This is a genomic window from Herbaspirillum sp. 1173 (assembly GCF_031455335.1).
Lineage (GTDB): Bacteria > Pseudomonadota > Gammaproteobacteria > Burkholderiales > Burkholderiaceae_D > Herbaspirillum > Herbaspirillum huttiense.
In genome coordinates this window covers 307,669-328,144 of record NZ_JAVDSP010000006.1, presented here as the reverse complement: position 1 = coordinate 328,144, position 20,476 = coordinate 307,669, and the positions used below count along the sequence as shown (strand labels likewise).

17 protein-coding genes are annotated in these 20,476 nt (G+C 62.2%); 1 reads left to right on the top strand and 16 read right to left on the bottom strand.

The window, feature by feature from the left end; translation table 11 throughout:
* Nucleotides 1–126: 126 nt before the first annotated feature.
* The 15 genes from J2X56_RS19955 to J2X56_RS19885 all read right to left on the bottom strand — a co-directional run bounded on the left by J2X56_RS19955 (nucleotide 127) and on the right by J2X56_RS19885 (nucleotide 18,739).
* Entirely contained in the window at nucleotides 127–1,197 is a 1,071-nt protein-coding gene (locus J2X56_RS19955; RefSeq protein WP_121042753.1) for a glycosyltransferase family 2 protein, read from the bottom strand.
* Nucleotides 1,194–2,177 carry an acyltransferase gene (locus J2X56_RS19950; RefSeq protein WP_039789341.1) on the bottom strand — a complete coding sequence of 328 codons (984 nt, stop codon included), beginning with the start codon at nucleotides 2,175–2,177 and terminating at the stop codon, nucleotides 1,194–1,196. The genes J2X56_RS19955 and J2X56_RS19950 overlap by 4 nt, the downstream gene beginning before the upstream one ends.
* A 23-nt stretch (nucleotides 2,178–2,200) precedes the next feature.
* On the bottom strand, nucleotides 2,201–5,368 hold the full coding sequence (locus J2X56_RS19945) for a glycosyltransferase (protein ID WP_134135606.1): 3,168 nt from the start codon (nucleotides 5,366–5,368) through the stop codon (nucleotides 2,201–2,203).
* A gap of 94 nt (nucleotides 5,369–5,462) precedes the next feature.
* Nucleotides 5,463–6,839, bottom strand: a complete 1,377-nt coding sequence (locus J2X56_RS19940; protein WP_134135608.1) for an ABC transporter ATP-binding protein — start codon at nucleotides 6,837–6,839, stop codon at nucleotides 5,463–5,465.
* Complete coding sequence (locus tag J2X56_RS19935; protein WP_121043076.1) at nucleotides 6,829–7,650, bottom strand: ABC transporter permease; 822 nt, start codon at nucleotides 7,648–7,650, stop codon at nucleotides 6,829–6,831. Before J2X56_RS19935 ends, J2X56_RS19940 begins: the two co-directional genes overlap by 11 nt.
* Complete coding sequence (gene rfbD / locus J2X56_RS19930; RefSeq protein ID WP_121042747.1) at nucleotides 7,637–8,551, bottom strand: dTDP-4-dehydrorhamnose reductase; 915 nt, start codon at nucleotides 8,549–8,551, stop codon at nucleotides 7,637–7,639. The genes J2X56_RS19935 and rfbD overlap by 14 nt, the downstream gene beginning before the upstream one ends.
* Nucleotides 8,548–9,093 carry a dTDP-4-dehydrorhamnose 3,5-epimerase gene (gene rfbC, locus J2X56_RS19925; RefSeq protein ID WP_310161972.1) on the bottom strand — a complete coding sequence of 182 codons (546 nt, stop codon included), beginning with the start codon at nucleotides 9,091–9,093 and terminating at the stop codon, nucleotides 8,548–8,550. Before rfbC ends, rfbD begins: the two co-directional genes overlap by 4 nt.
* A 76-nt stretch (nucleotides 9,094–9,169) precedes the next feature.
* Nucleotides 9,170–10,075, bottom strand: a complete 906-nt coding sequence (gene rfbA, locus J2X56_RS19920; RefSeq protein ID WP_039789334.1) for a glucose-1-phosphate thymidylyltransferase RfbA — start codon at nucleotides 10,073–10,075, stop codon at nucleotides 9,170–9,172.
* Nucleotides 10,075–11,154, bottom strand: a complete 1,080-nt coding sequence (gene rfbB, locus J2X56_RS19915) for a dTDP-glucose 4,6-dehydratase (RefSeq protein WP_034337994.1) — start codon at nucleotides 11,152–11,154, stop codon at nucleotides 10,075–10,077. Before rfbB ends, rfbA begins: the two co-directional genes overlap by 1 nt.
* Nucleotides 11,155–11,351: 197 nt before the next feature.
* Nucleotides 11,352–12,632 carry a lipid IV(A) 3-deoxy-D-manno-octulosonic acid transferase gene (waaA, locus tag J2X56_RS19910; RefSeq protein ID WP_209568135.1) on the bottom strand — a complete coding sequence of 427 codons (1,281 nt, stop codon included), beginning with the start codon at nucleotides 12,630–12,632 and terminating at the stop codon, nucleotides 11,352–11,354.
* Between the two features lies 1 nt (nucleotide 12,633).
* On the bottom strand, nucleotides 12,634–13,503 hold the full coding sequence (locus J2X56_RS19905) for a Kdo hydroxylase family protein (RefSeq protein WP_134135615.1): 870 nt from the start codon (nucleotides 13,501–13,503) through the stop codon (nucleotides 12,634–12,636).
* Nucleotides 13,504–13,669: 166 nt separating this feature from the next.
* Nucleotides 13,670–14,647 (bottom strand): lipopolysaccharide heptosyltransferase I, encoded by a 978-nt coding sequence (waaC, locus tag J2X56_RS19900; RefSeq protein WP_134135617.1) that lies wholly within the window; start codon nucleotides 14,645–14,647, stop codon nucleotides 13,670–13,672.
* A gap of 58 nt (nucleotides 14,648–14,705) precedes the next feature.
* Complete coding sequence (locus tag J2X56_RS19895; RefSeq protein ID WP_209568137.1) at nucleotides 14,706–16,076, bottom strand: phosphomannomutase/phosphoglucomutase; 1,371 nt, start codon at nucleotides 16,074–16,076, stop codon at nucleotides 14,706–14,708.
* A gap of 60 nt (nucleotides 16,077–16,136) precedes the next feature.
* Complete coding sequence (locus J2X56_RS19890) at nucleotides 16,137–18,137, bottom strand: nucleoside-diphosphate sugar epimerase/dehydratase (protein WP_204726143.1); 2,001 nt, start codon at nucleotides 18,135–18,137, stop codon at nucleotides 16,137–16,139.
* A 41-nt stretch (nucleotides 18,138–18,178) separates the two neighbouring features.
* Nucleotides 18,179–18,739: a sugar transferase gene (locus J2X56_RS19885; RefSeq protein WP_039789887.1), complete on the bottom strand. Its 561-nt coding sequence runs from the start codon at nucleotides 18,737–18,739 to the stop codon at nucleotides 18,179–18,181.
* A 111-nt stretch (nucleotides 18,740–18,850) separates the two neighbouring features.
* On the opposite strand from J2X56_RS19885, the gene J2X56_RS19880 reads away from it, so the two are divergent.
* Nucleotides 18,851–19,675, top strand: a complete 825-nt coding sequence (locus J2X56_RS19880) for a symmetrical bis(5'-nucleosyl)-tetraphosphatase (RefSeq protein ID WP_310161965.1) — start codon at nucleotides 18,851–18,853, stop codon at nucleotides 19,673–19,675.
* Here J2X56_RS19880 and J2X56_RS19875 read toward each other — a convergent pair.
* A complete protein-coding gene (locus J2X56_RS19875) occupies nucleotides 19,605–20,405 on the bottom strand; it encodes a lysophospholipid acyltransferase family protein (protein WP_310161962.1) in 801 nt (266 codons plus the stop codon). The genes J2X56_RS19880 and J2X56_RS19875 overlap by 71 nt on opposite strands.
* Nucleotides 20,406–20,476: the final 71 nt, after the last annotated feature.

Below are 20,476 nucleotides of genomic sequence, written 5' to 3'. Positions count from 1 at the left end.
ACGCCACCGGTGGTGGGCACCAGCGAAAAGATGCCGAAGAAAAGCGACTCGAACTCCAGCCTGAGCATGGTGCCGAGTGAATATCCCTTGGCTTTTTCTTTCAGGAATCGCAGATATTTCATGAGATCACTGCTCCGTGGCCGGGAGCTTGTCCTTGGCCGGCTTGCGCAGTCGTTTCAGACGCCCAAGGTGGCGCGCACGCTTGGGCACCGTCGAGATGTCGTGACCAAGAAAGGCCAGCAGCAACTGCAAGCCGGTCAGGATGGGCAGCGCGGCCATCATCACCACGCCGGCCGGCGTGGCGGTTCCGGAACCGGCCGCAACCAGCCAGTGATAACCGCCATAGATTACGCCGAAGCCGAGCAGCAGCAGGCCGATGGGCAATTCCAGCGAGGCCAGCGTCAGGTCGCGCAGGTAATAGTTGTAGAAGATGCGTTTGCCGAAGTTGCGTGCATGCTTGACGAGGAATTCGCCGACGATCTTTGAAATCTTGAGGCCACTGACCTCATCCCCATACTTGGCCGCCATGGGAATATCGATGACGGCCGCGCGCAGCGTATTGAGGCGGAACAGAATGTCGGTCTCAAAGAAGTAGCGCCGGCTGATCTTGTCATAAGGCAGATGGCGCGCCACATCCGCATGGATGGCAGTGAATCCGTTGGTGGGATCGAACAAGTCCCAGTAGCCGGTGGAGAATTTGGCCATGAGCGACAGCACCGTATTGCCAAACAGGCGCATCGGCGGCATCGCGCCGATCTCTTCGAGATCGTAGAAACGATTGCCCTTGGTGTAGTCGGCAATGCCATCGACGATGGGCTGGACGAAGTAGGGAATCAGCTCCGGATCCATCTGGCCATCACCATCAACCTTGACGATGACATCGGCCCCGCCCTCGACCGCAGCCTGGTAGCCGGTCATCACCGCACCGCCCACGCCCTGGTTCACTTCATGCCGCAGGATCCGCACGCGCGGGTCAGTGCAGTGCTGGGCGACGAAGTCACCTGAGCCGTCGGGGCACTTGTCGTCCACCACGTAGATCTGGGCGACATCCGGACCCATCGCCTCGATCACGCCCAGGATGTGGCGCGTCACACGGTAACTGGGAATGACGACGGCAACGACGGCATCGAAGCGGGCACCGTCACCGGCTTCGGTCACGGGTGTCACATCGCGCACGGTGGCTTGAACTTCGGTCATGCTTGTTTCATCCTTTCAATACGTTTCTTCTTCAAGCCCGCCAGGGGCCGATCGACCAGACGGATCACCAGCCAAGACACCAGCAGGGTGATCACGAAGGCTACGCAGAAGAAGGGGAACGAACGCATCTGCATGCCTGCGGCCACCAGCCAGATGGCGGCGGTGGTATGAAACAGGTAGACCGGATAGGAGAGGTCACCGAGGAACTGATCCAGCCATCCCGGCTTGCTGGGTGCCAGCGACAGGACCACCCACGCCGACAGCAGCAGGGATACATACAGGCCATAAGTCCACGGCCAATAAGGGAAACGCAGCCAGACCAGGCAATGCAGCCCCCAGGCCAGCAGGCTCAGCCAGGGCGCACGCAGGCGCGACAAGGGTTCACGATACTGCGACAACAAGGTGCCTGCGGCAAAGGCCATGAAACAGGTCAGGAAGCCCGAGTAGCGATCCCCGAAGGTCTCCAGGCCAAATCCGTATTTCACGTTCAGCGCAGCACTCAGAATGAATGCCAGCCAGGCTGCGGAACGGTTCATGGCCATCAGGGGCATCAAGACATAGGCCCCGATCTCCACCGCCAGCGCGCCAGCCACCGGCACGAACAGGCCCGGCGTCGGAATGGGCAGCAGGAAGGCGTTGGACAGCCACTCCAGCGCGCCGTGCGGGCGCACGAACTGCGGGTTCAGCGCCGAGGGCAGCACGCCGATGCGCGGCAGAATGTAGAGCGTGGCCGCACCGGCCACCACCGCAACCGCATAGGCCGGATAGATGCGCAGGAAGCGGTTGAACGCATAGTCGCGCAGGCCGCCTTCTTCGTGGCCGTACTTGAAGCACAGCACATGCGTCATCAGATAGCCGCTCAGGATGAAGAAACCCCATACCGCATAGGCGGCAGGACCGTGAATCATCCCTTCCCACAAGTGGGAGATGGCCACCAGCACGGCCAGCAAAAACCTCCAGGTACCCAGTCCGACTTTCACGTATTCCCCCTATCCGCTTTTTATCAGTTTGATGTCGGACGCCACAGCGACAGCGGCCGCTTGCTCTGGCGGACCGGCAGATCGACGCTGTCGAGGATCTTCTCGAAGGCCTTCCATGCCGCGCGCGCTCCCCATGCCTGATCAGCGAAACTGATACCGGCTGCGCTCATGGCGGTCCACAGGGCCTCATCGGTGTAAAGCTGGCAGACCTGATCCGCCAGCGCCTGTGCATCATCAGCGACCAGGACGTCGCGGCCGGACACCAGGCCCATGCCTTCGGTGGCGATGGTGGTGGCCACGCTGGGCAGGCCGACGGCCATGGCACTGCCGATCTTGCCCTTGATGCCGGCACCGTAGCGCAAAGGCGCAACGTTGACACGCATGCGGTCCTGCAGGGGCTGCAGATCGTCAACAAATCCCGTGATGATCACGCGCTCGCTGGCCAGTGCCTCAATGCTGGCAGGCACGTTGCTGCCGACCACATGCAGGCGCACGTCGGGCAACTTCTGGTGAATCAGCGGCAGCACCTCGGCCACGAAGTACTCGACGGCGTCCACGTTGGGCGTGTGCTGGTAGCCGCCCACGAAGATGATGTCCTGGCGCTCGGCAAAGCCGACGCGGGTACCCGGCACATCCATGATCAGGGGCAGCACGTGCACCGGTGCTTGCGGCAACTCCTGCTTGAGCAGCGCCTGCTCGGCCGTACTCACGACGATGCTGGCGTCGGCGCGGCGAATGGCATCATGCTCGATGAGCTTCATCTGCTCGACGTCGCGCTTGTTGTCGATGCCGGCAACGGCGGCCTCGCGCTGCATGCGCAGGTAATGCAGGTCCACGGTGTGATAGATCAGCTTGGCATGCGGGCAATGGCGGCGCACGGTTTCCAGATGCTTCTCGATGACGCCCGGGCGAATCAGCAGCGCCAGGTCATAGCGGTAACCGCACTGCTTGACGTGCGCCTCCACCGACGGGCAGTAAGGTTCATAAAGCACCTCGACACCATAGGCCTGCAGCTCATCGGTGTATCCGGGCAGATACAGATGATTGTCCTCGGCCACGAAGGTGACCTGGAAGCCCATCTCGCGCATCAGCAGCATGAGATTGAAGATGATCACCGATCCCGCATCGCGGTCGGGCGTCGGCGTGCAATGATCCACCACCAGTACGCGGCGCGTGGCCGTGCGGTCCTTGGCACGGTCGACGTCCACGCCGTTGTCCTGGTAGGTCGCCAGCAAGTCCTTCCAGCGCTCGTATTGCTTGCGCATGTTCTCGACCTGATAGGCCTTGACGCCAGAGTTGAGGTCGGTGCCGTTGCTTACGCCTTCATAGTGGACGATCACGGACTGCGGCTGGTAGATCACCCGATAGCCGCGACTGCGGATGCGCAATGCCAGATCGGAATCCTCGCAGTAGGCCGGCAAGTACAACTCGTCAAAACCGCCCAGCTCGGCATACAGAGCGGCCGGCACCACGATCGAAGCGCCCGAGCAGTAGTCGGTTTCGCGGGCGTAGCAATAGACGGGGTCGAGCTGGTCCTTGTAGCGGCCGAAATTCCAGGCGCTGCCATCCTTCCAGATGATGCCCCCGGCCTCTTGCAGCACGCCGTCAGGGTAGACCAGCTTGGAACCGACCAGGCCGGTCCCCGGGAACTGGTCGAAGGTGGCGATCAGGGTATCGAGCCAGCCTGGCGTGACTTCGGTATCGTTGTTGAGGAAATACAGGTACTGCCCGCGGGCCTGCTTGGCACCGAGGTTGCAGGAGCGCAGGAATCCCTGGTTGGTCTCGTTGAGGACCAGGCGAATGCCCTTGACCTTCGCCAGGATGTCACGCGATTCGTCAGGCGAGCAGTCGTCCACCACGATCACCTCGAACGGCAGGGCCGGCAGATGGCGCTGGATCGACGCCAGGCAGCGCAGGGTGTAGTTGTGCTTGCCGTAGATGGGCACGATGACCGATACCACCGGCTGCGCGTGCTGCGGCAACTCGATGGTGGTGGTCTGCCACGGGAACTCGGTATAGGGCGTTCCCTTGATGGCGCGTGCCTGGTTGCCGACACGGCCGCGATCGACACGGGTCAGCAGACGCCAAAGCGCCGGCAGATACTTTTGCACGAAGCGGCGATGTCCCACCCGCGCTTGCGCCGAGAACGGAATGCTGCGATAGATCCAGCGCGCCCCGCCAAAACCATACCCGCTGTAACGGCGAATCTGGGCGCCGGGTGTCATCACCCATCGGCGAGCTTCGCGCAAGGGCAAGGAGGCCTTCCAGGAAATACTGGTGGTCACCGTAGTGAAGGCTTCCTGCGCGGCCTCCAGCTCGGCATTGAGGCGCTTGATGTGTTCGGCGCGTTCCTCCAGCTGATGGGCACGCTCATTGAGGATGCGATCCCGGTCCTTGACGGCGGCTTTCCACTGGCGCAGCAGTTCGGATCTGAGTGGATCCTGCTCGAACAAGCCGGTCGACAGCGCCGGCAGCTCCACATCCGAAGCCAGCGCAACCCAGTAGAGCGGACGCGGCAGTCCAGTGCTGGGACGGATCTCGCGATCCTGCATTTCGTAGTGGATCGACTCCGACGCCCCGGCCTCCGGGAAGATCGCCGAACCGTACACCAGCCGTTGTCCAAAGTAGCGGGTGTTCTTGTACCAGCCCGAGAGCAGCTGCTTGAACTCCTGTTCGTAGAGCTCCTTGACGTGGTACGGGTTGCTGTAGTTCGGCACTTCCGAATAGAAATGCTTGTCGGGATTGGAAATCAGCAACAGGCCATCGGGACGCAGCACGCGCTTGAACTCGCGCATCATTTCTTCGTGCTGCTCGTGATGTTCGATGGTCTCGAAGCTGACGATCAGGTCGACGCTGTGATCGGGCAGCGGAATGGCCGCACAATTGCCCTCCAGATAGCGCAGGTTGGGACGCTGGTAGCGTGCGCTGGCATGGGCCACGGCTTCGGGTGCGATATCGACGCCCGTCACCTGGCGCGCCACTTCCGAGATCAGGGCGGAACCATAGCCTTCGCCGCTGGCGATATCCAGCACATCCTTGCCGACGGCCAGTTCGCGCGCCTGCAGATAGCGGTGCCAATGTTCGAGCTCGATATTGCCATGCTCTTCCGGGACAAAGCGTTCGCCCGTGAATTCCAGGCCCGATTGCTGCGGCGTGCCGGACTGGCTGTCATTTCTGGATTGCACGTTCATTATTGATCATTTCGGCTACGGCCAATTGCAACGGGATGGCCATGGTTTGAAGAAAGGGATGCGGTATTGCGCAGGAGGGCTGCGGCGCGCATGGTCAGGCCGGCTCCAGCACGATGGCCTGCATGGGTATGCCCACCAGTCCGCTGGAAACACTGCTGGACTCGGACTTGAAGATCAGGGCGTCATGAATCCAGTGCAATTGTACATGCTCGTCCTGCGTGCCCTCGGCCACGGCGACGTTGATCGAATACTGGCCATTGGGCAAGATCGGCATGCGAAACTCGAAGCGCGCCTGCAGCTGCTCACCCGCCGCGCACGGTACCGGGTCGGACTCATAGCTGAGATAGGTGTTTTCCCCAAACAGCGTCTGTCCCAGCTTGTCCTTGACGAAGAAACCGACGATCGGCGAGCGCAAGGAATCGACAGCCGTGATGCTGATGGCGAGCGTCACCGCCTCGCCGCCCACCACCCAGTTCAGACGCTCGCCATCCTCACCGACGAAGCTCACATCGGTAATGGCGGCACCGCCGCTGCCCAGGGCTGCGGCCTCCGGATCGAAGGTGAAGACCTGCAGGTCATTGCGCAGGTTGCTGGCATTGATCTTGTCACGCCGCACATCCACGCTCGGACCTTCAGCGCGAATGCTGGACCGCGCCACCTTGGCGACGGCGCTCTTGCCCTGCTGGGCCTCATAGAATTCCTGCAGGTACAGATCGCAGACATGGCGTGGCTCGCCTGCCGAGCGCATGTGACCGCGGTCGATCCAGACGGCATGCGTGCACAGGTTCTTGATCGAGGCGGTGTCATGGCTGACGAACAGCACCGTACCGGTCTTCATGAAACCGCGCAGGAAGCGCATGCATTTCTGGGTGAAGAAGGCATCTCCTACAGCCAGCGCTTCATCGATCACGAGGATGTCGGCATCGACGTGGGCGATCACGGCAAAGGCCAGGCGCACATACATGCCGCTGGAATAGGCCTTGACCGGCTGGTCCATGAAATCGCCGATATCGGCAAACGCCTCGATGTCCTTGAAGCGGGCTTCGATCTGCTGGCGCGTGAGTCCCAGCAGCTGTCCGTTCATGAAGACATTTTCGCGTCCGCTGTATTCCGGATTGAAACCGGACCCCAGCTCCAGCAAGGCTGCCACGCGCCCCGTGACCTCGACCGATCCGGCGCTCGGATTGAGCGTGCCGCAGATGATCTGCAGCAGGGTACTCTTGCCCGAGCCGTTGCGGCCGATGATGCCGACCGTTTCGCCCTTGCGAATTTCCAGCGAGATATCGGACAGCGCATGGTGCTTGCGCGCCAGCTGATGCGCACGCTGGCCCAGGCGTTGCCGCAAGCCCGGCACCGGCACGATTCTGGCCAGGCCCGCCAGTACCGCCTGGGTGAGCCGATCGGCAGGACGCTCGTAGGTGTTGAAGCTCTTGCTGACACCGGAGACGCGGATCGCAATATCAGAGGACATCCGCGAAACCCTTTCTGGCCTTTTGAAAACAGAAATAACCGAACCAGGCCGTCACTGCGGCGACGGCCGCATACACCAGCCATTCGCGCCAGTCGGGCGCATGGCCGTAGATCAGCACCTGGCGCGCTTGCTCGATGGGAATCGCCAGCGGATTCAGCCGCGCCAGCGAACGCCACTGCTCCGGCAATGCAGAGGTCGGAAAGAAGATCGGCGACAGGAACATGAGGCCGGTGAGGAAGATGCCGATGGTCTGGCCAATGTCACGCAGATAGACGCCGGTGGCCGCCAGCAGCCAGCTTGCCCCGGCAATCAGCATGGCCAGGGGCAGCAGCACCAGCGGTATGTACAGCGCCGTCACCGGCACATGGCCCGCCACAGTCCATTCGAAACCAACCAGGACCAGCAGGCTGACTGCTGCATGAAACAGCGCCGACAGGAGATTGACGCAAGGCAGGATCTCCAGCGGGAACACCACTTTCTTGACGAAGTTGACGTTGTTGAGCACCAGGCTGGGCGCCTTGCCGATGCATTCCGAAAAGAAATTGAAGACGATCAGCCCGGCAAACAGCACGATGGCGAATTGCGATTGCGACTCGTCGCCGGTCCCGCCCCACTTCGCTTTGAAGACATGGCTGAACACCAGCGTGTAGATGGTCAACATGAACAAGGGCGTCACGAGACTCCAGAAGACGCCCAGCAAGGAACCCTTGTAGCGGCCGATGGCCTCGCGACGCGCCAGTTCCAGCATCAGGACGCGATGGTTCCACAGTCCGGACAACATCGAGAGGGGCGTGCTCTTATGCTTGATCATGGTGCGCAAACAATTCTGCCAGGCAGCGATCGACGTCATCCTGCCAGGCAGCGATGGGCAGGCCGAAGGTCTGCGTGAATTTTTCCAGCGACAGGCAGGAATTGGACGGGCGCGGTGCCGGTACCGGATAAGCCGATGCAGGGATGGCCTCGATGTCGGCTGCCTTGATGTTCAAGGGCTGCCCGGCTTCGGCTGCACGCTCGATGACGTATTGAGCGTAGCCATGCCAGTTGGTCCGGCCTCCGCCGGTGAAATGGTAAATGCCCGCCGTATCGGCCACGCGCGCGGGCGTGCCGGCGTTGTCGCCTGCCATCAAGGCATCGCGGGTAGCTTCAGCAATTGCGCGGGCGAAGGTCGGCGCACCGAACTGGTCCGCCACGACACGCAGGCTGGTGCGCTCGCTGGCAAGACGCAGCATGGTCTTGAGGAAGTTGCCGCCGTGCACGCCATAGACCCAGCTGGTCCGCCAGATCCAGAACTTGTCGGTAGCCGCGGCGATGGCCTGCTCGCCCGCCAGCTTGGTCTTGCCGTAGACGCTCTGCGGATCGGTCGGATCGGTTTCGAGGTATGGCCCGGCCTTGCGTCCGTCGAAGACGTAGTCGGTGGAATAATGAATCAGTGCCGCCCCCAGAGCGCTGGCCTCTTCGGCCATGACGGCAGGTGCCTGCGCATTGATCGCGTGCGCTGCCGCCTGCTCGGTCTCGGCGCGATCCACTGCGGTGTAGGCCGCGGCATTGATGATCACATCGGGGGCTTGCGCGCGAATCAGACTGCGCAACTGCCCGATATCGGCCAGGTCCAGCGTCTGACGATCAAACGCCGCGACCTCGGCCACGCCACGAAACGCACGGACCAGTTCACTGCCAAGCTGACCGTTCTTGCCGGTCACCAGAATCTTCATTCAAATACCTCCGCATCGGCCAGCAATGCGCCGACCGCGTCCTTCGCCGACAACACGGGCTCGCTATCCAGCGGCCAGTCGATCCCCAGCGCCGGGTCATCCCAGCGAATGCAGCGCTCATGCTGGGGCGCCCAGTAATCGGTGGTCTTGTAGAGGAATTCAGCGTAGTCGGTGGTGACCACGAAACCATGGGCAAAGCCCGGCGGAATCCACAGCTGGCGACGGTTTTCGGCAGACAGCCGCACGGCGGTCCAGCGTCCGAAATGCGGCGAACTCTTGCGGATGTCCACGGCGACGTCATACACCTCGCCCATGATCACGCGCACCAGCTTGCCCTGCGCCTGCCGGATCTGATAGTGCAGCCCGCGCAGGACATTGCGTGCCGAGCGCGAATGATTGTCTTGCACGAAGTTGACGCGCTGACCAGTCGCTTCTGCGAAGCGCTGCTCATTGAAGCTTTCATAGAAAAACCCGCGGTCATCGCCAAACACCTTGGGTTCGATGATCACTACTCCGGGCAGGTCTGTCGTCTGGATTTGCATGCTGCGTCAATGGGCTAGGGAAAAATCAAAACGGACCCCATCGGGATCCGCATGGCTGATGTCCGATGGGCGTGGACTAGACGATATCTCCGCGCAACAGTCTGAACAGATACTGTCCGTAGGCGTTCTTCTTGAGAACCTCGGCCTGGCGCTCAAGCATTTCGGCGTCGATGTAGCCCTTGCGGAAAGCGATTTCCTCCGGGCAGGCCACCTTCAGTCCCTGGCGGTGTTCGAGGGTGGCGATGAATTGCCCGGCCTCAAGCAAGGAATCCTGCGTACCGGTATCGAGCCATGCCATACCGCGCCCCATCAGTTCCACATTCAGGGTACCCGCTTCAAGGTAGGCACGGTTGACGTCGGTAATTTCCAGCTCGCCGCGGGCGGAGGGCTTGATCGATGCCGCGATGTCACACACCTGCTTGTCGTAGAAATACAGCCCGGTCACGGCGTAGTTGGAACGCGGTGCGGCCGGCTTTTCTTCGATGCTGACCGCGCGCCGCTGAGCGTCGAACTCGACCACGCCATAACGCTCGGGATCATTGACATGATAGGCGAAGACGGTCGCACCACTCTCGCGCGCCGCAGCGTGCTTGAGGTTGCGCTCGAAATCCTCGCCGTGATAGATGTTGTCACCCAGAATCAGTGCCGAGTTCTCGCCGTTGATGAAGTCACGGCCGATGATGAAGGCTTGTGCCAGGCCATCCGGTGTAGGCTGCACCGCGTAGTTCAGCGACAGGCCCCACTTGCTGCCGTCACCGAGCAGGTCGCGGAAACGCGGCAGGTCCTGCGGTGTCGAGATGATGAGGATGTCGCGAATCCCCGCCAGCATCAGCGTGCTCAGCGGGTAATAGATCATGGGCTTGTCATAGACCGGCAGCAACTGCTTGGACACCACCGTGGTGACGGGGTACAGGCGCGTGCCCGAGCCTCCCGCGAGAATGATGCCCTTCTTGGTGCTTGCCGATTGGGTAGCTGTGCTCATTATTGTGCTCCGGCGATTTGCTCACGGCCATGGTAATTGCCTTCGATCCACTTGCGGTATTCGCCCGAACGCACGTTGGCTACCCAGTCCTGATTGGCCAGATACCACTCGACCGTCTTGCGCATGCCGGTCTCGAAGGTCTCGGCCGGGGTCCAGCCCAGTTCGCCGGCGATCTTGGCGGCGTTGATGGCGTAGCGACGATCATGGCCGGGACGATCTGCCACGAACACGGCCTGATCAAAATACTTGCCGCTGGCCTTGGGCGAAAGCTCATCCAGCAGGCCGCACAAGACCTTGACCACGTCCAGGTTGGCCTTTTCATTGTTGCCGCCGACGTTGTATTCCTGCCCGGGACGACCGGCCTCCAGCACGCGGCGGATGGCCGCGCAGTGATCAGTCACGTACAGCCAGTCTCGCACTTGCATGCCGTCACCGTAGATGGGCAGCGACTGCCCCGCCAGGGCATTGGAAATGACCAGGGGAATCAGCTTCTCGGGGAAGTGATAAGGACCGTAATTGTTGGAGCAATTGGTCACCAGGGTCGGCAAACCGTAGGTGTGATGATACGAGCGCACCAAGTGGTCGGAAGCCGCCTTCGAGGCCGAATAAGGGCTGTTGGGCGCATACGGCGTGGTCTCGGTGAAGGCCGGATCCTCAGGGCTGAGCGAGCCGTAGACTTCATCGGTGGACACGTGCAGGAAACGGAAATCGGATTTTTCCTGTCCGTCCAGCCCGTTCCAGTAGGCACGAGCTGCCTCCAGCAGGGAGAAGGTACCGTTGATGTTGGTGCGAATGAACTCGCCCGGACCATGGATGGAACGATCCACATGGCTTTCGGCGGCGAAGTGCAGGATGGCGCGCGGACGGTACTGCAGGAACAACGCCTGCACCTGATCCTGATCGCAGATGTCACCTTGGACGAAAATATGGCGGGGATCATCCCCCAGGCTCTTGAGATTTTCAAGATTGCCTGCATATGTCAGCTTGTCGAAATTGACGACAGACTCGTCATTGGACTTCAGCCATTCCAACACGAAATTGGAACCGATAAAGCCCGCCCCCCCGGTGACAAAAATCATTTCACGACCCTGATAAATTTACGGCAAATAGCAATGGACTCGTTAAGTTGCATTTAAGACAACCCCAAAAGCCAACGACCGAGAATTATCTCAGAACTGGTGACCAATTGCGAGATTGGCCGCTTGACAGGCGTTCCCGAAAGCAACAACTCCTTGCGCCTCGTAAAGTTACGAGTTCTGAAACGGACTTCACGCGCTCATCTAGCCAACAGGGGTGCCAGCAGTTCTGTTGTTTTATGCGAGGCGCCCTGATGCGCGCCGGCGAAGCCATGCGCCGCATGCGTCATGGCAGCGATCCGATCCGGATCGGCAAACAGCGCGCTCGCCATGTCCCACAATTGTTCAGCTGAAGAGATGCGACAAGCCGCACCGGCCTTGATGGCCTGGTCCGTGATACTGAGGAAATTGAAGGTGTGCTCGCCGACCAGCACCGGCTTGCCCAGCGCCAGCGCCTCAATCAGGTTCTGCCCCCCCAGCGGCAACAGACTGCCGCCAATGAAGGCCACATCACACAAGGCGTAATAGGCGAACATTTCGCCCATGGAATCGCCCAGCACGACATCCACCTGATCCCAGTCAACGCCCTGCCCCAGGGCGGCACGCCGGCGCAAGCGCAAACCCTGTGCCTGTACCATTCCGGCCACCTCATCGAAACGCTGCGGGTGGCGCGGCACGATCACCGTCAGCCAGCCGGTCCTCCCCAGCTTGGCCAGCGCATCCAGAATCAAGGCTTCCTCGCCCTCGCGCGTGCTGGCACAGAGCAGGATCTTGCGCTCCCCGATGGCGCGCTTCCATGCAAGACCGCGATCGACCATCTCGGCCGGCGGCTGCACGTCGAACTTGAGGCTGCCGGTCACTTCGACGTGCCGCGCCCCGAAGGCACGCAGGCGCTCAGCGTCGGCCGGCGACTGGGCCGCGACCACATCGATCGCCTCGGCCGCCGGACGCAGCAGCGCGGCAAAACGCTGGCCGCGCCGAAGTGAACGCTCCGACAGGCGGGCATTGGCCAGCATCACCGGCACCTGGTGCCGGCGGCATTGCCTGATCAGGTTGGGCCAGACTTCGGTCTCCATCAACACGCACACCACAGGCCGGAAGTGGCGCAGGAAACGCGCGCACATCCATCCCGTGTCGTACGGCAGGAAGCTCTGCACCACGCGCGCACCGTGCTTGCCATAGACCTGAGTTCCCGTCTCGCGGCCGGTGGCGGTCATGCAGGTGAGCAGAATGGAATGCTGCGGATATTGCTGCAACAAGGCGTCGATGAGCGGCTCGGCGGCACGTGTCTCGCCAACCGAGACGGCATGCACCCAGATGAAACGCGCCTGTGGGCCAGACAGGCGCGCCTCTTGCGAATAGAAGCCAAGGCGTTCGCCCACATGCGCCCGGTAGCCCGGTTCCTTGCGGCCGCGCCGCCACAGGCGCAGCAGTACCAACGGCAGCACCAGCCACCAGACGAGTGAATACAGCAGCCGCATCTCAGACCAGGGGATGGCCGACCAGGCGCGTCAGAATGGCCAGCGGACTGGATTGCGGATCATATTGCTGGTCCGGTGCCAGGTGCAGGGTCTGTTCCATCATGTACTGGCCCGACATGACCGCGTGCGAGGCCTGGTCCGAGAAGCAGATCCAGACGGAGCCGGCGGCAAAGGGCATGGTGACCTGCTGGGCATCCTGCTGGTACTGCATGTCGCCCTTCATGCCGTCATGCAATTGCAGCATGAGGTGATCGTATTCGCTGCGGAAGGACTTGGTCACATGCAGCGCCTTGAGCACGCTGGCCTGCCAGCGCACATAAGGTTTGGCACGCGGCAAAAAGCGCTGCGCCACGGTCTCGAAAGGCTCGCCCACGCGCCAGACGCGCGGCACGCCATCGGGATTCACATTGGTAAAGACGCGCAGGATGCGTTCGCCGTAATTGGGCCGCGAAGGAAAGGCGTCCACGTGCATGCGGCGGTCATCGGCACGCCACGACTGGGCCCGCGTCTCCACCTGCATCGGGCGGTAGCTGGTCGGAGCAATGCGCAAGGCATCGCGGTATTTGGGCAACAAGGTATGCACCAGCGACAACGCCTGCTCGCGGAAGCGGCCAATCATCGCGGCCAGCGCCAGCTGCTGCTCGGTGGCGCCGGCGGCACCCTTGATGTGTCCGCGTGCATCCAGGCTGATGTTGCGCGACTTGGGCGCGCGCACGGCCGGATCCAGCAGCTTGCGCTCGGAGTCCATCAACTGGAAAGCCAGCTGCGGGAAGTACAGCACCTTGCCGGCTTCCAGCGCAGTGATCCAGTCCTGATTGGGATACTCGACCTGCCATTCGGTCAGGCCAATCTCGATAATTTGCGATTCCATGGCGCGTATTATGCCCGCAAGCGCTCTGCCCGTGTGGCCAACCCGGTGGCCCTGGCACGCCTGCAAGGCAGGCCGGATGCGGCTTGTCACGCAAAGTTGATGCTTTGAACAGGGCGTTTGATCTGCTTCAACGCATACCCAAGTCCGCCCCAAGGGACAATCAAACTCAGGCCAGCAGGCGCAGCGCGGCCGTCAACACATCCTCTTCGGACGGCGGCGCGCCCAGATCGCCCAGGTTGATGATCGCCGGCGACCAGTTGCCCTCGGTCTTCCAGCGCGGCGAGTCACAGTAGAGTTCGATCGTCGGCTTGCCATAGGCGGCGGCGATGTGGGTCAGGCCGGTGTCGAGTCCGACCACCAGCCGCGCCTGCTGCACCAGGGCCACGGCCTGCATCATCGGCAGCGCCGGCAGCACGGTGGCACCGGGAATGCCGGCCGCCAACTGGCGTGCCGCCTCCTGCTCGCGGGCACTGCCCCAGGGCAGCAGGATCTGCAATCCGCGCGCGGCCAGGGCCTGGCCCAGCTTGATCCACTGCGCCTGCGGCCACTGCTTGGCAGCACGGGCGGTACCGTGGAAGAAAACGACATACGGCTGCTCCGGCATCCAGGCCCAGCGCACAGGCTCCGGCGGCTGCAGGGCAAAGTCGGGCTGCCCGTCCAACTGATAGCCCAGCGCAGCCGCCGCGACCAGCCTGGCGCGCGTGACGGCGTGCGTGCGCAGGCCGACCGGGATGCTCTGGTCATGGAAAATGCGGGAGATTGGTTCATATCCCGAGCCTTCGGTCGCATTGGCCAGGCCGATGCGGCGGCCCTGCGGTGCCAGGCGCGCCATGCGCATCACGACGCTGGTCTTGAGCAGGCCCTGAGTATCGAACACGAGGTCATAGCGCTCGGCCTGCAGCTCCCGCCGGAATGCCCCGATCTCGGCGCGCGTGGCCGCCGAGAACAGGGTCTTGCGCCAGCGCCGCAGGGCGATCGGGATGATCTTGCGGACGTGGGGATTGAGGCCGACCAGGCTGGTGTAGCCCTCTTCGACCGCCCAGTCGATCTGGGCCGCGGGGAAATGACGATGAATGTCCGCCACCATCGGCATGTTGTGGACGACGTCTCCCAGCGAGGAGACACGGACGATAAGAATGTTCAAGGCTGACCCACGTTGGCGTGACTTTATTGGTGGGCCAGCATCTTACCTCATCGGCCCATCAGAACGGCAGTGTCACATCAGGACGCGCGGCCAGGATGACCTTGCGGAATTCGCCCTGGATGCGCTCCAGTGCCTCGGGCGTCTCGGCCTCGAAACGCAGCACCACCACCGGCGTGGTGTTGGAGGAACGGGCCAGGCCGAAGCCGTCGGCGTACTCCACGCGCAGGCCGTCGATGGTGATGATGTCCTGGGCACCGTCGAACCTGGCATCGCTTTGCAGCTTGCCGATGAGCGCGAAGTTCTCGCCTTCCTGCAGCTTCAGCTGCAGTTCCGGGGTGCTGACCGATTGCGGCAGGGCGTTGAGCACGGCCGACGGATCGCTCTGGCGGGCCATCAGTTCCAGCATGCGCACGCCGGCGTAGAGGCCGTCGTCGAAACCGAACCAGCGGTCCTTGAAGAAGATGTGGCCGCTCATCTCGCCGCCCAGCGGCGCACCGGTTTCGCGCAGCTTGGCCTTGACCAGCGAGTGGCCGGTCTTCCACATCAGCGGCTGGCCGCCGCGTGCGGTGATCCAGGGCGCCAGGTGGCGGGTGCACTTGACGTCGTACAGGATTTCCTTGCCCGGGTTGCGGGTCAGCACGTCTTCGGCGAAGAGCATCAGCTGGCGGTCCGGGTAGATGATCTGGCCATCCTTGGTCACCAGGCCGAGGCGGTCACCGTCGCCATCGAAGGCCAGGCCGAGTTCGTTGTCGGTTTCCTGCAGGCAGCGGATCAGGTCCTGCAGGTTTTCCGGATGAGCCGGATCGGGGTGGTGGTTGGGGAAATTGCCATCCACTTCGCAGAACAGCTCGGTGACTTCACAGCCCAGCGCGCGATAGATTTCACCGGCAAAGGCACCGGCCACGCCGTTGCCGCAGTCCACGGCGATCTTCAGGGGACGGGCCAGCTTGACGTCCGAAATCATGCGGGCGATGTAGGCGGCCTTGATGTCATGCGTGCTGTAGTTGCCGGCACCCTGCGGGAATTCGCCCTTGACGATGGCCTGGTACAGGCCCTGGATGGTCTCGCCGTGGATGGCTTCACCGGCCAGCACCATCTTGAAACCGTTGTAGTCCGGCGGATTGTGGCTGCCGGTGACCATGATGCCGGACTGCGTGTCCAGCACGTGGGTGCCGAAATAGACCATCGGCGTGGCGACCATGCCGAGATCGATCACATCCACCCCGACCGCCTGCAAACCCTTGGCCAGCGCGGCCGACAGCGAGGGGCCCGAGAGCCGGCCATCGCGCCCGATCACGACCTTCTTCTGGCCCTTGGCCAGGGCGGCGGCACCGAAGGCCTGACCGATCTGGAAGGCGACCTGGTCGTCCAGGGTTTTGTCGATGATGCCGCGGATGTCGTAGGCTTTGAAAATGGAATTGGAGATCATGGAAATCAGGTCCTCAAGTACGGATACGGGTTGGAGGGAATACGGATTCAGAGCGAGCCATCATGATTTGCTGACCACCTCAAGACGCGGGCTCTCCAGTCGCTGCGCGGCCTGGCGGCGCTTCTCGACAAAGGCCCAGTCAACGATCTCGGCTGCCGGCTGGTAGCCGCTGACCAGCTTGTGCAGCAGCGCGCGGATGGCCCCGATGTCATTGGCCTGCAGCGCGTCATGGAGATGGCGCAGTTCCTCGGCCAGACGGTCCCACGGGATGAAATCTTCATGCGCGGTCATGATGCGCGGATGCGCGGTCGGCGCCGGCTGTTCGCCGATGAGCAATTCTTCATACAGCTTCTCACCCGGGCGCAGTCCGACCGTCTGAATTTCTATGTCGCCGTCCGGATTGTGCTCATCGCGTACCGACAAGCCGGACAACTCCACCATGCGACGCGCCAGATCGAGGATGCGGACCGGCTCGCCCATGTCGAGCACGAACACATCACCGCCTTCGGTCATCGCACCGGCCTGGAGGACCAGTTGCACGGCCTCCGGAATGAGCATGAAGTAGCGCGTCACCTCGGGATCGGTGAGCGTGATCGGACCGCCGGCCTTGATCTGCTCGCGGAACAGCGGCACCACCGAGCCGGAAGAGCCCAGCACATTGCCGAAACGCACCATCGAAAAACGCGTCAGGTTGCGCGTCCCGGTGCCATTGGCTTCCTGCCCGAGGAAACGCGGCACCACCTCGACATCGGAGAGCGACTGCAAGACCATTTCCGCCATGCGCTTGCTGGCCCCCATGATGTTGGTCGGGCGCACCGCCTTGTCGGTGCTGATGAGCACATAGTCGCTGACCTGGTTTTCAATCGCTGCCCGCGCCACGCAATAGGTCCCGAAGACGTTGTTGGTCACGCCCTCGACCGGGTTGTGCTCAACCAGCGGCACGTGCTTGTAGGCCGCGGCGTGGTAGATCGTGCGCGGTTGCCAGGTACGGCAGACCTGGCTGATGCGATCGAAGTGGCAGACGTCGCCCAGCAGCGGGATCAGTTCAGTGCCGGGCGAGACGCTGGCCTGCCGCTGCTGCAGATCGCGGTGAATCGTGTAGAGGTTGTATTCATTCTGCTCGAACAGCAGCAGCTTGGAGGGCCGCGAGCTGAGGATCTGGCGGCACAGCTCACTGCCGATGCTGCCGCCGGCCCCGGTGACCAGCACCACCTTGTTGGTGACGTTGCGGCCTACCAGCGCGGGATTGGGCAGCACCGGCTCGCGTCCCAGCAAATCGAGGATATCCAGTTCATGGGCATCGGTGATGGCCACTTTTCCTTGCGCCAGGTCTGCCAGATCGGGGACCGAGCGGATATGCACATGGAACGGCCGCAACTTCTCGATGATTTCCTTGCGCCGGGCCCGGCTGATGGAGGGCAGCGCGAGCAGGATATCGGTGATCGCAAAGGTCTCGATCAGACGCTCCGCCTCGCTGGCGGGATAGACGCGGCGGCCGTTGATGGTCTTGCCATAGAGTTCGCGGTTGTCTTCCAGGAAACCGAACAGCACCAGCTGGTGCTGCCGCTCCATGGCTTCGGCAATCTGCGCGCCCACCTGGCCGGCACCGTAGACCAGCAGACGCGACTGGCGCAGATGCTTGCGCTTGGAATCGACCTGGCTCAGCCACAGCCGGGCAAAGGCGCGGCTTCCGCCCACCATCACCAGCAGCAGCAGCGGCTGCAGGACGCCGAGCGAACGCGGAATGCCCGGCAAGGCCAGCCACACCAGCAAGGTGAACAGCAACAGTCCATAGAGAGCGACGGCCTTGGCGATGGTCACGATCGCGGCAATCCCGGTGTAGCGGAACACCGAGCGGTACAGGCCCATGCGCACGAAAATCGGCAACATCAGTACCGGAGCAATCTGGTAGACGTGCCACTGGTAACCCTGCGGCCAGTGCAAGCTGTCCAGGCGCAGGGAAAAGGCGATCCAGGTCGCCAGCAAGGAGATCAGGACATCGATGGTGGCAACGATGGCTTGCTTGTTCAACCGCGGCAAATCCAGCACATGGCGTCTCATGACTGCCAATCCTTCATTTTTATTGGTTCCTTGCAAGATGTTCAGTGAGAAATACCATCCCGTCCGAGCACTTTGGCCACCGTCATCCAGAGGATGCGCAGGTCGAAGAAGAAGGACTGCTGTCTCAGGTATTGCTCGTCGAACTGGACCTTGACGGGAATCGGCAGTTCATCGCGCCCATTCACCTGTGCCCAGCCCGTCAGGCCCGGCTTGAGCCTGTGTACCCCGCGTTCACTGCGCAACGCGATGAGATCATGCTGATTGTAAAGCGCCGGCCGGGGACCGACCAGCGACATGTCGCCTCGCACGATGCTCCACAGTTGCGGCAGCTCATCCAGGCTGGTCTTGCGCAGCAGTCCGCCGATGGGCGTCAGGTGTGAACCGGAATCGGTCAACAGATGCGTCGCCACCGCCGGGGTTCCCGTTTTCATCGACCGGAATTTGGGCATGCTGAAGATCCGGTTATCCTGCCCTACCCGATCCGACCAGTACAGGACCGGTCCGCGCGAGGTCAGCTTGACCAGGATGGCCACCAGCAACATCGGTAGTGCCAGCACCAGGCAGGCCGCCACAGCAACAAAAATGTCAAAGAAACGTTTCATGATCAAAATAGGCACAACCGTGCAAATGCCGTCGTATGATAACTTTTATGTATGACAGCCGCTAACATTTCCTTGCCCATTCTTGCAGGCACAGCAAGCTTTTTACTTCATATGCATTCTTCTTCCCCTATCTATGCAATCGGCGACCTGCAGGGTTGTGCCGGTTCCCTGGAACAGTTGCTGGCCAGCCTCCCGGACACCACCCCTTCACTGATCTTCGCCGGCGACCTCATCAACCGCGGCCCCCAATCCCTTCATACCCTGCGCACCGTGATGCAGATGGGCGAGCGCGCCCAATCGGTGCTGGGCAACCATGACCTGCACCTGCTGGCCGTGGCCTGCGGCATCCGCCCGGCGCACCGCGACGACACCCTCGACGATATCCTCAACGCCCCCGACCGCGACGAGCTCATCGACTGGCTGCGCCACCGCCCCCTGGCCATCCACGAACAAGGCCACCTGATCGTGCATGCCGGCGTGCTGCCCCAATGGGACCTGCAACAAGCCCTGGCGCTGGCCAACGAGGTGGAAACCATGCTGCGCAGCAACCAGTGGATGGACTTCCTGCGCCACATGTACGGCAACCAGCCCGATCGCTGGAGCGATGACCTGACCGGCCACGAGCGCCTGCGCTGCATCATCAATGCCTTCACCCGCCTGCGCTTCTGCCAGGCGGACGGGACGATGGACTTTGCGGTGAAGGAAGGCGCGGCAGCGGCGCCGGAGGGACTGATGCCCTGGTTCGAGGTGCCAGGGCGGAAGACCGAGGACGTGACCGTGGTCTTCGGTCACTGGTCCACACTGGGACTGGTGATGCGCCCCAACCTGATCGCTCTCGACACCGGATGTGTCTGGGGCGGCAAGCTCAGTGCGGTGCGACTTGAGGATCGGGCGCTGTTCCAGGTGCAGTGTCCGCAGGCGCGGCGGCCGGCCTGAGCGATTCCGGCGAGTATCCCAGTCCGGTGGCAATGACTTCACGCGCGGTGCGCGCGAGGTCGCGGCGATGCGCGCCTTCCGTGCTGATCAGGGGCAATTGCTTCAGTTCGGCCGTCATCCCCTTGGACTTGAGGATGCTCATGATGCTCTCGGCGATGGACATGTCCCCGATGAAATCAGCCGCCGCATGCAGCCGGCCCTCGCCATCCACATAACGCAGCGCATACGGCTGCACCGGGGCTTTGGCATCGATGGCGGCCTCGAACAGGTTGGCGTGGAAAGGCAGCAGCGTGCCCTGTGCGGCCGTCGTGCCTTCAGGAAAGAAGGCGACGTGCTCGTCCTTCTCGATGCTTTCCACCAGGCCTTTGAAAATGCGCCGCACGTCGCTGGCCTTGCCGCGCGAAATGAAGATGGTACCGGTCTTGGCGCACAGCCAGCCGATCAGCGGCCAGCTGCGGATTTCCGACTTGGCCACGAAACGGCAGGGCTGCAGTGAATTGACCACGAAGATGTCCAGCCAGCTCACGTGATTGGACACCAGCAACGAACGCGGAATCGGCAGCGGGCTGTCGATCTTGATGGCGATGCCGCAGATGCGCAGCAGCTTGCGCGACCAGCGCCGGATGTGCGCCTCCCGCCCCTTCTCGGAGGTGAACGGGAACAGGAAGGCACAGACCGCCATGCCCTTGAAGAGATGCGCGATCAGGCGCAGCAAACGGAAAACGAACATGGCGTATTCGGGTCTTGATGAGGTCGTGATCGAATCGTCGTGACGAAAAACGGCTTGATCGAAATTCAAGA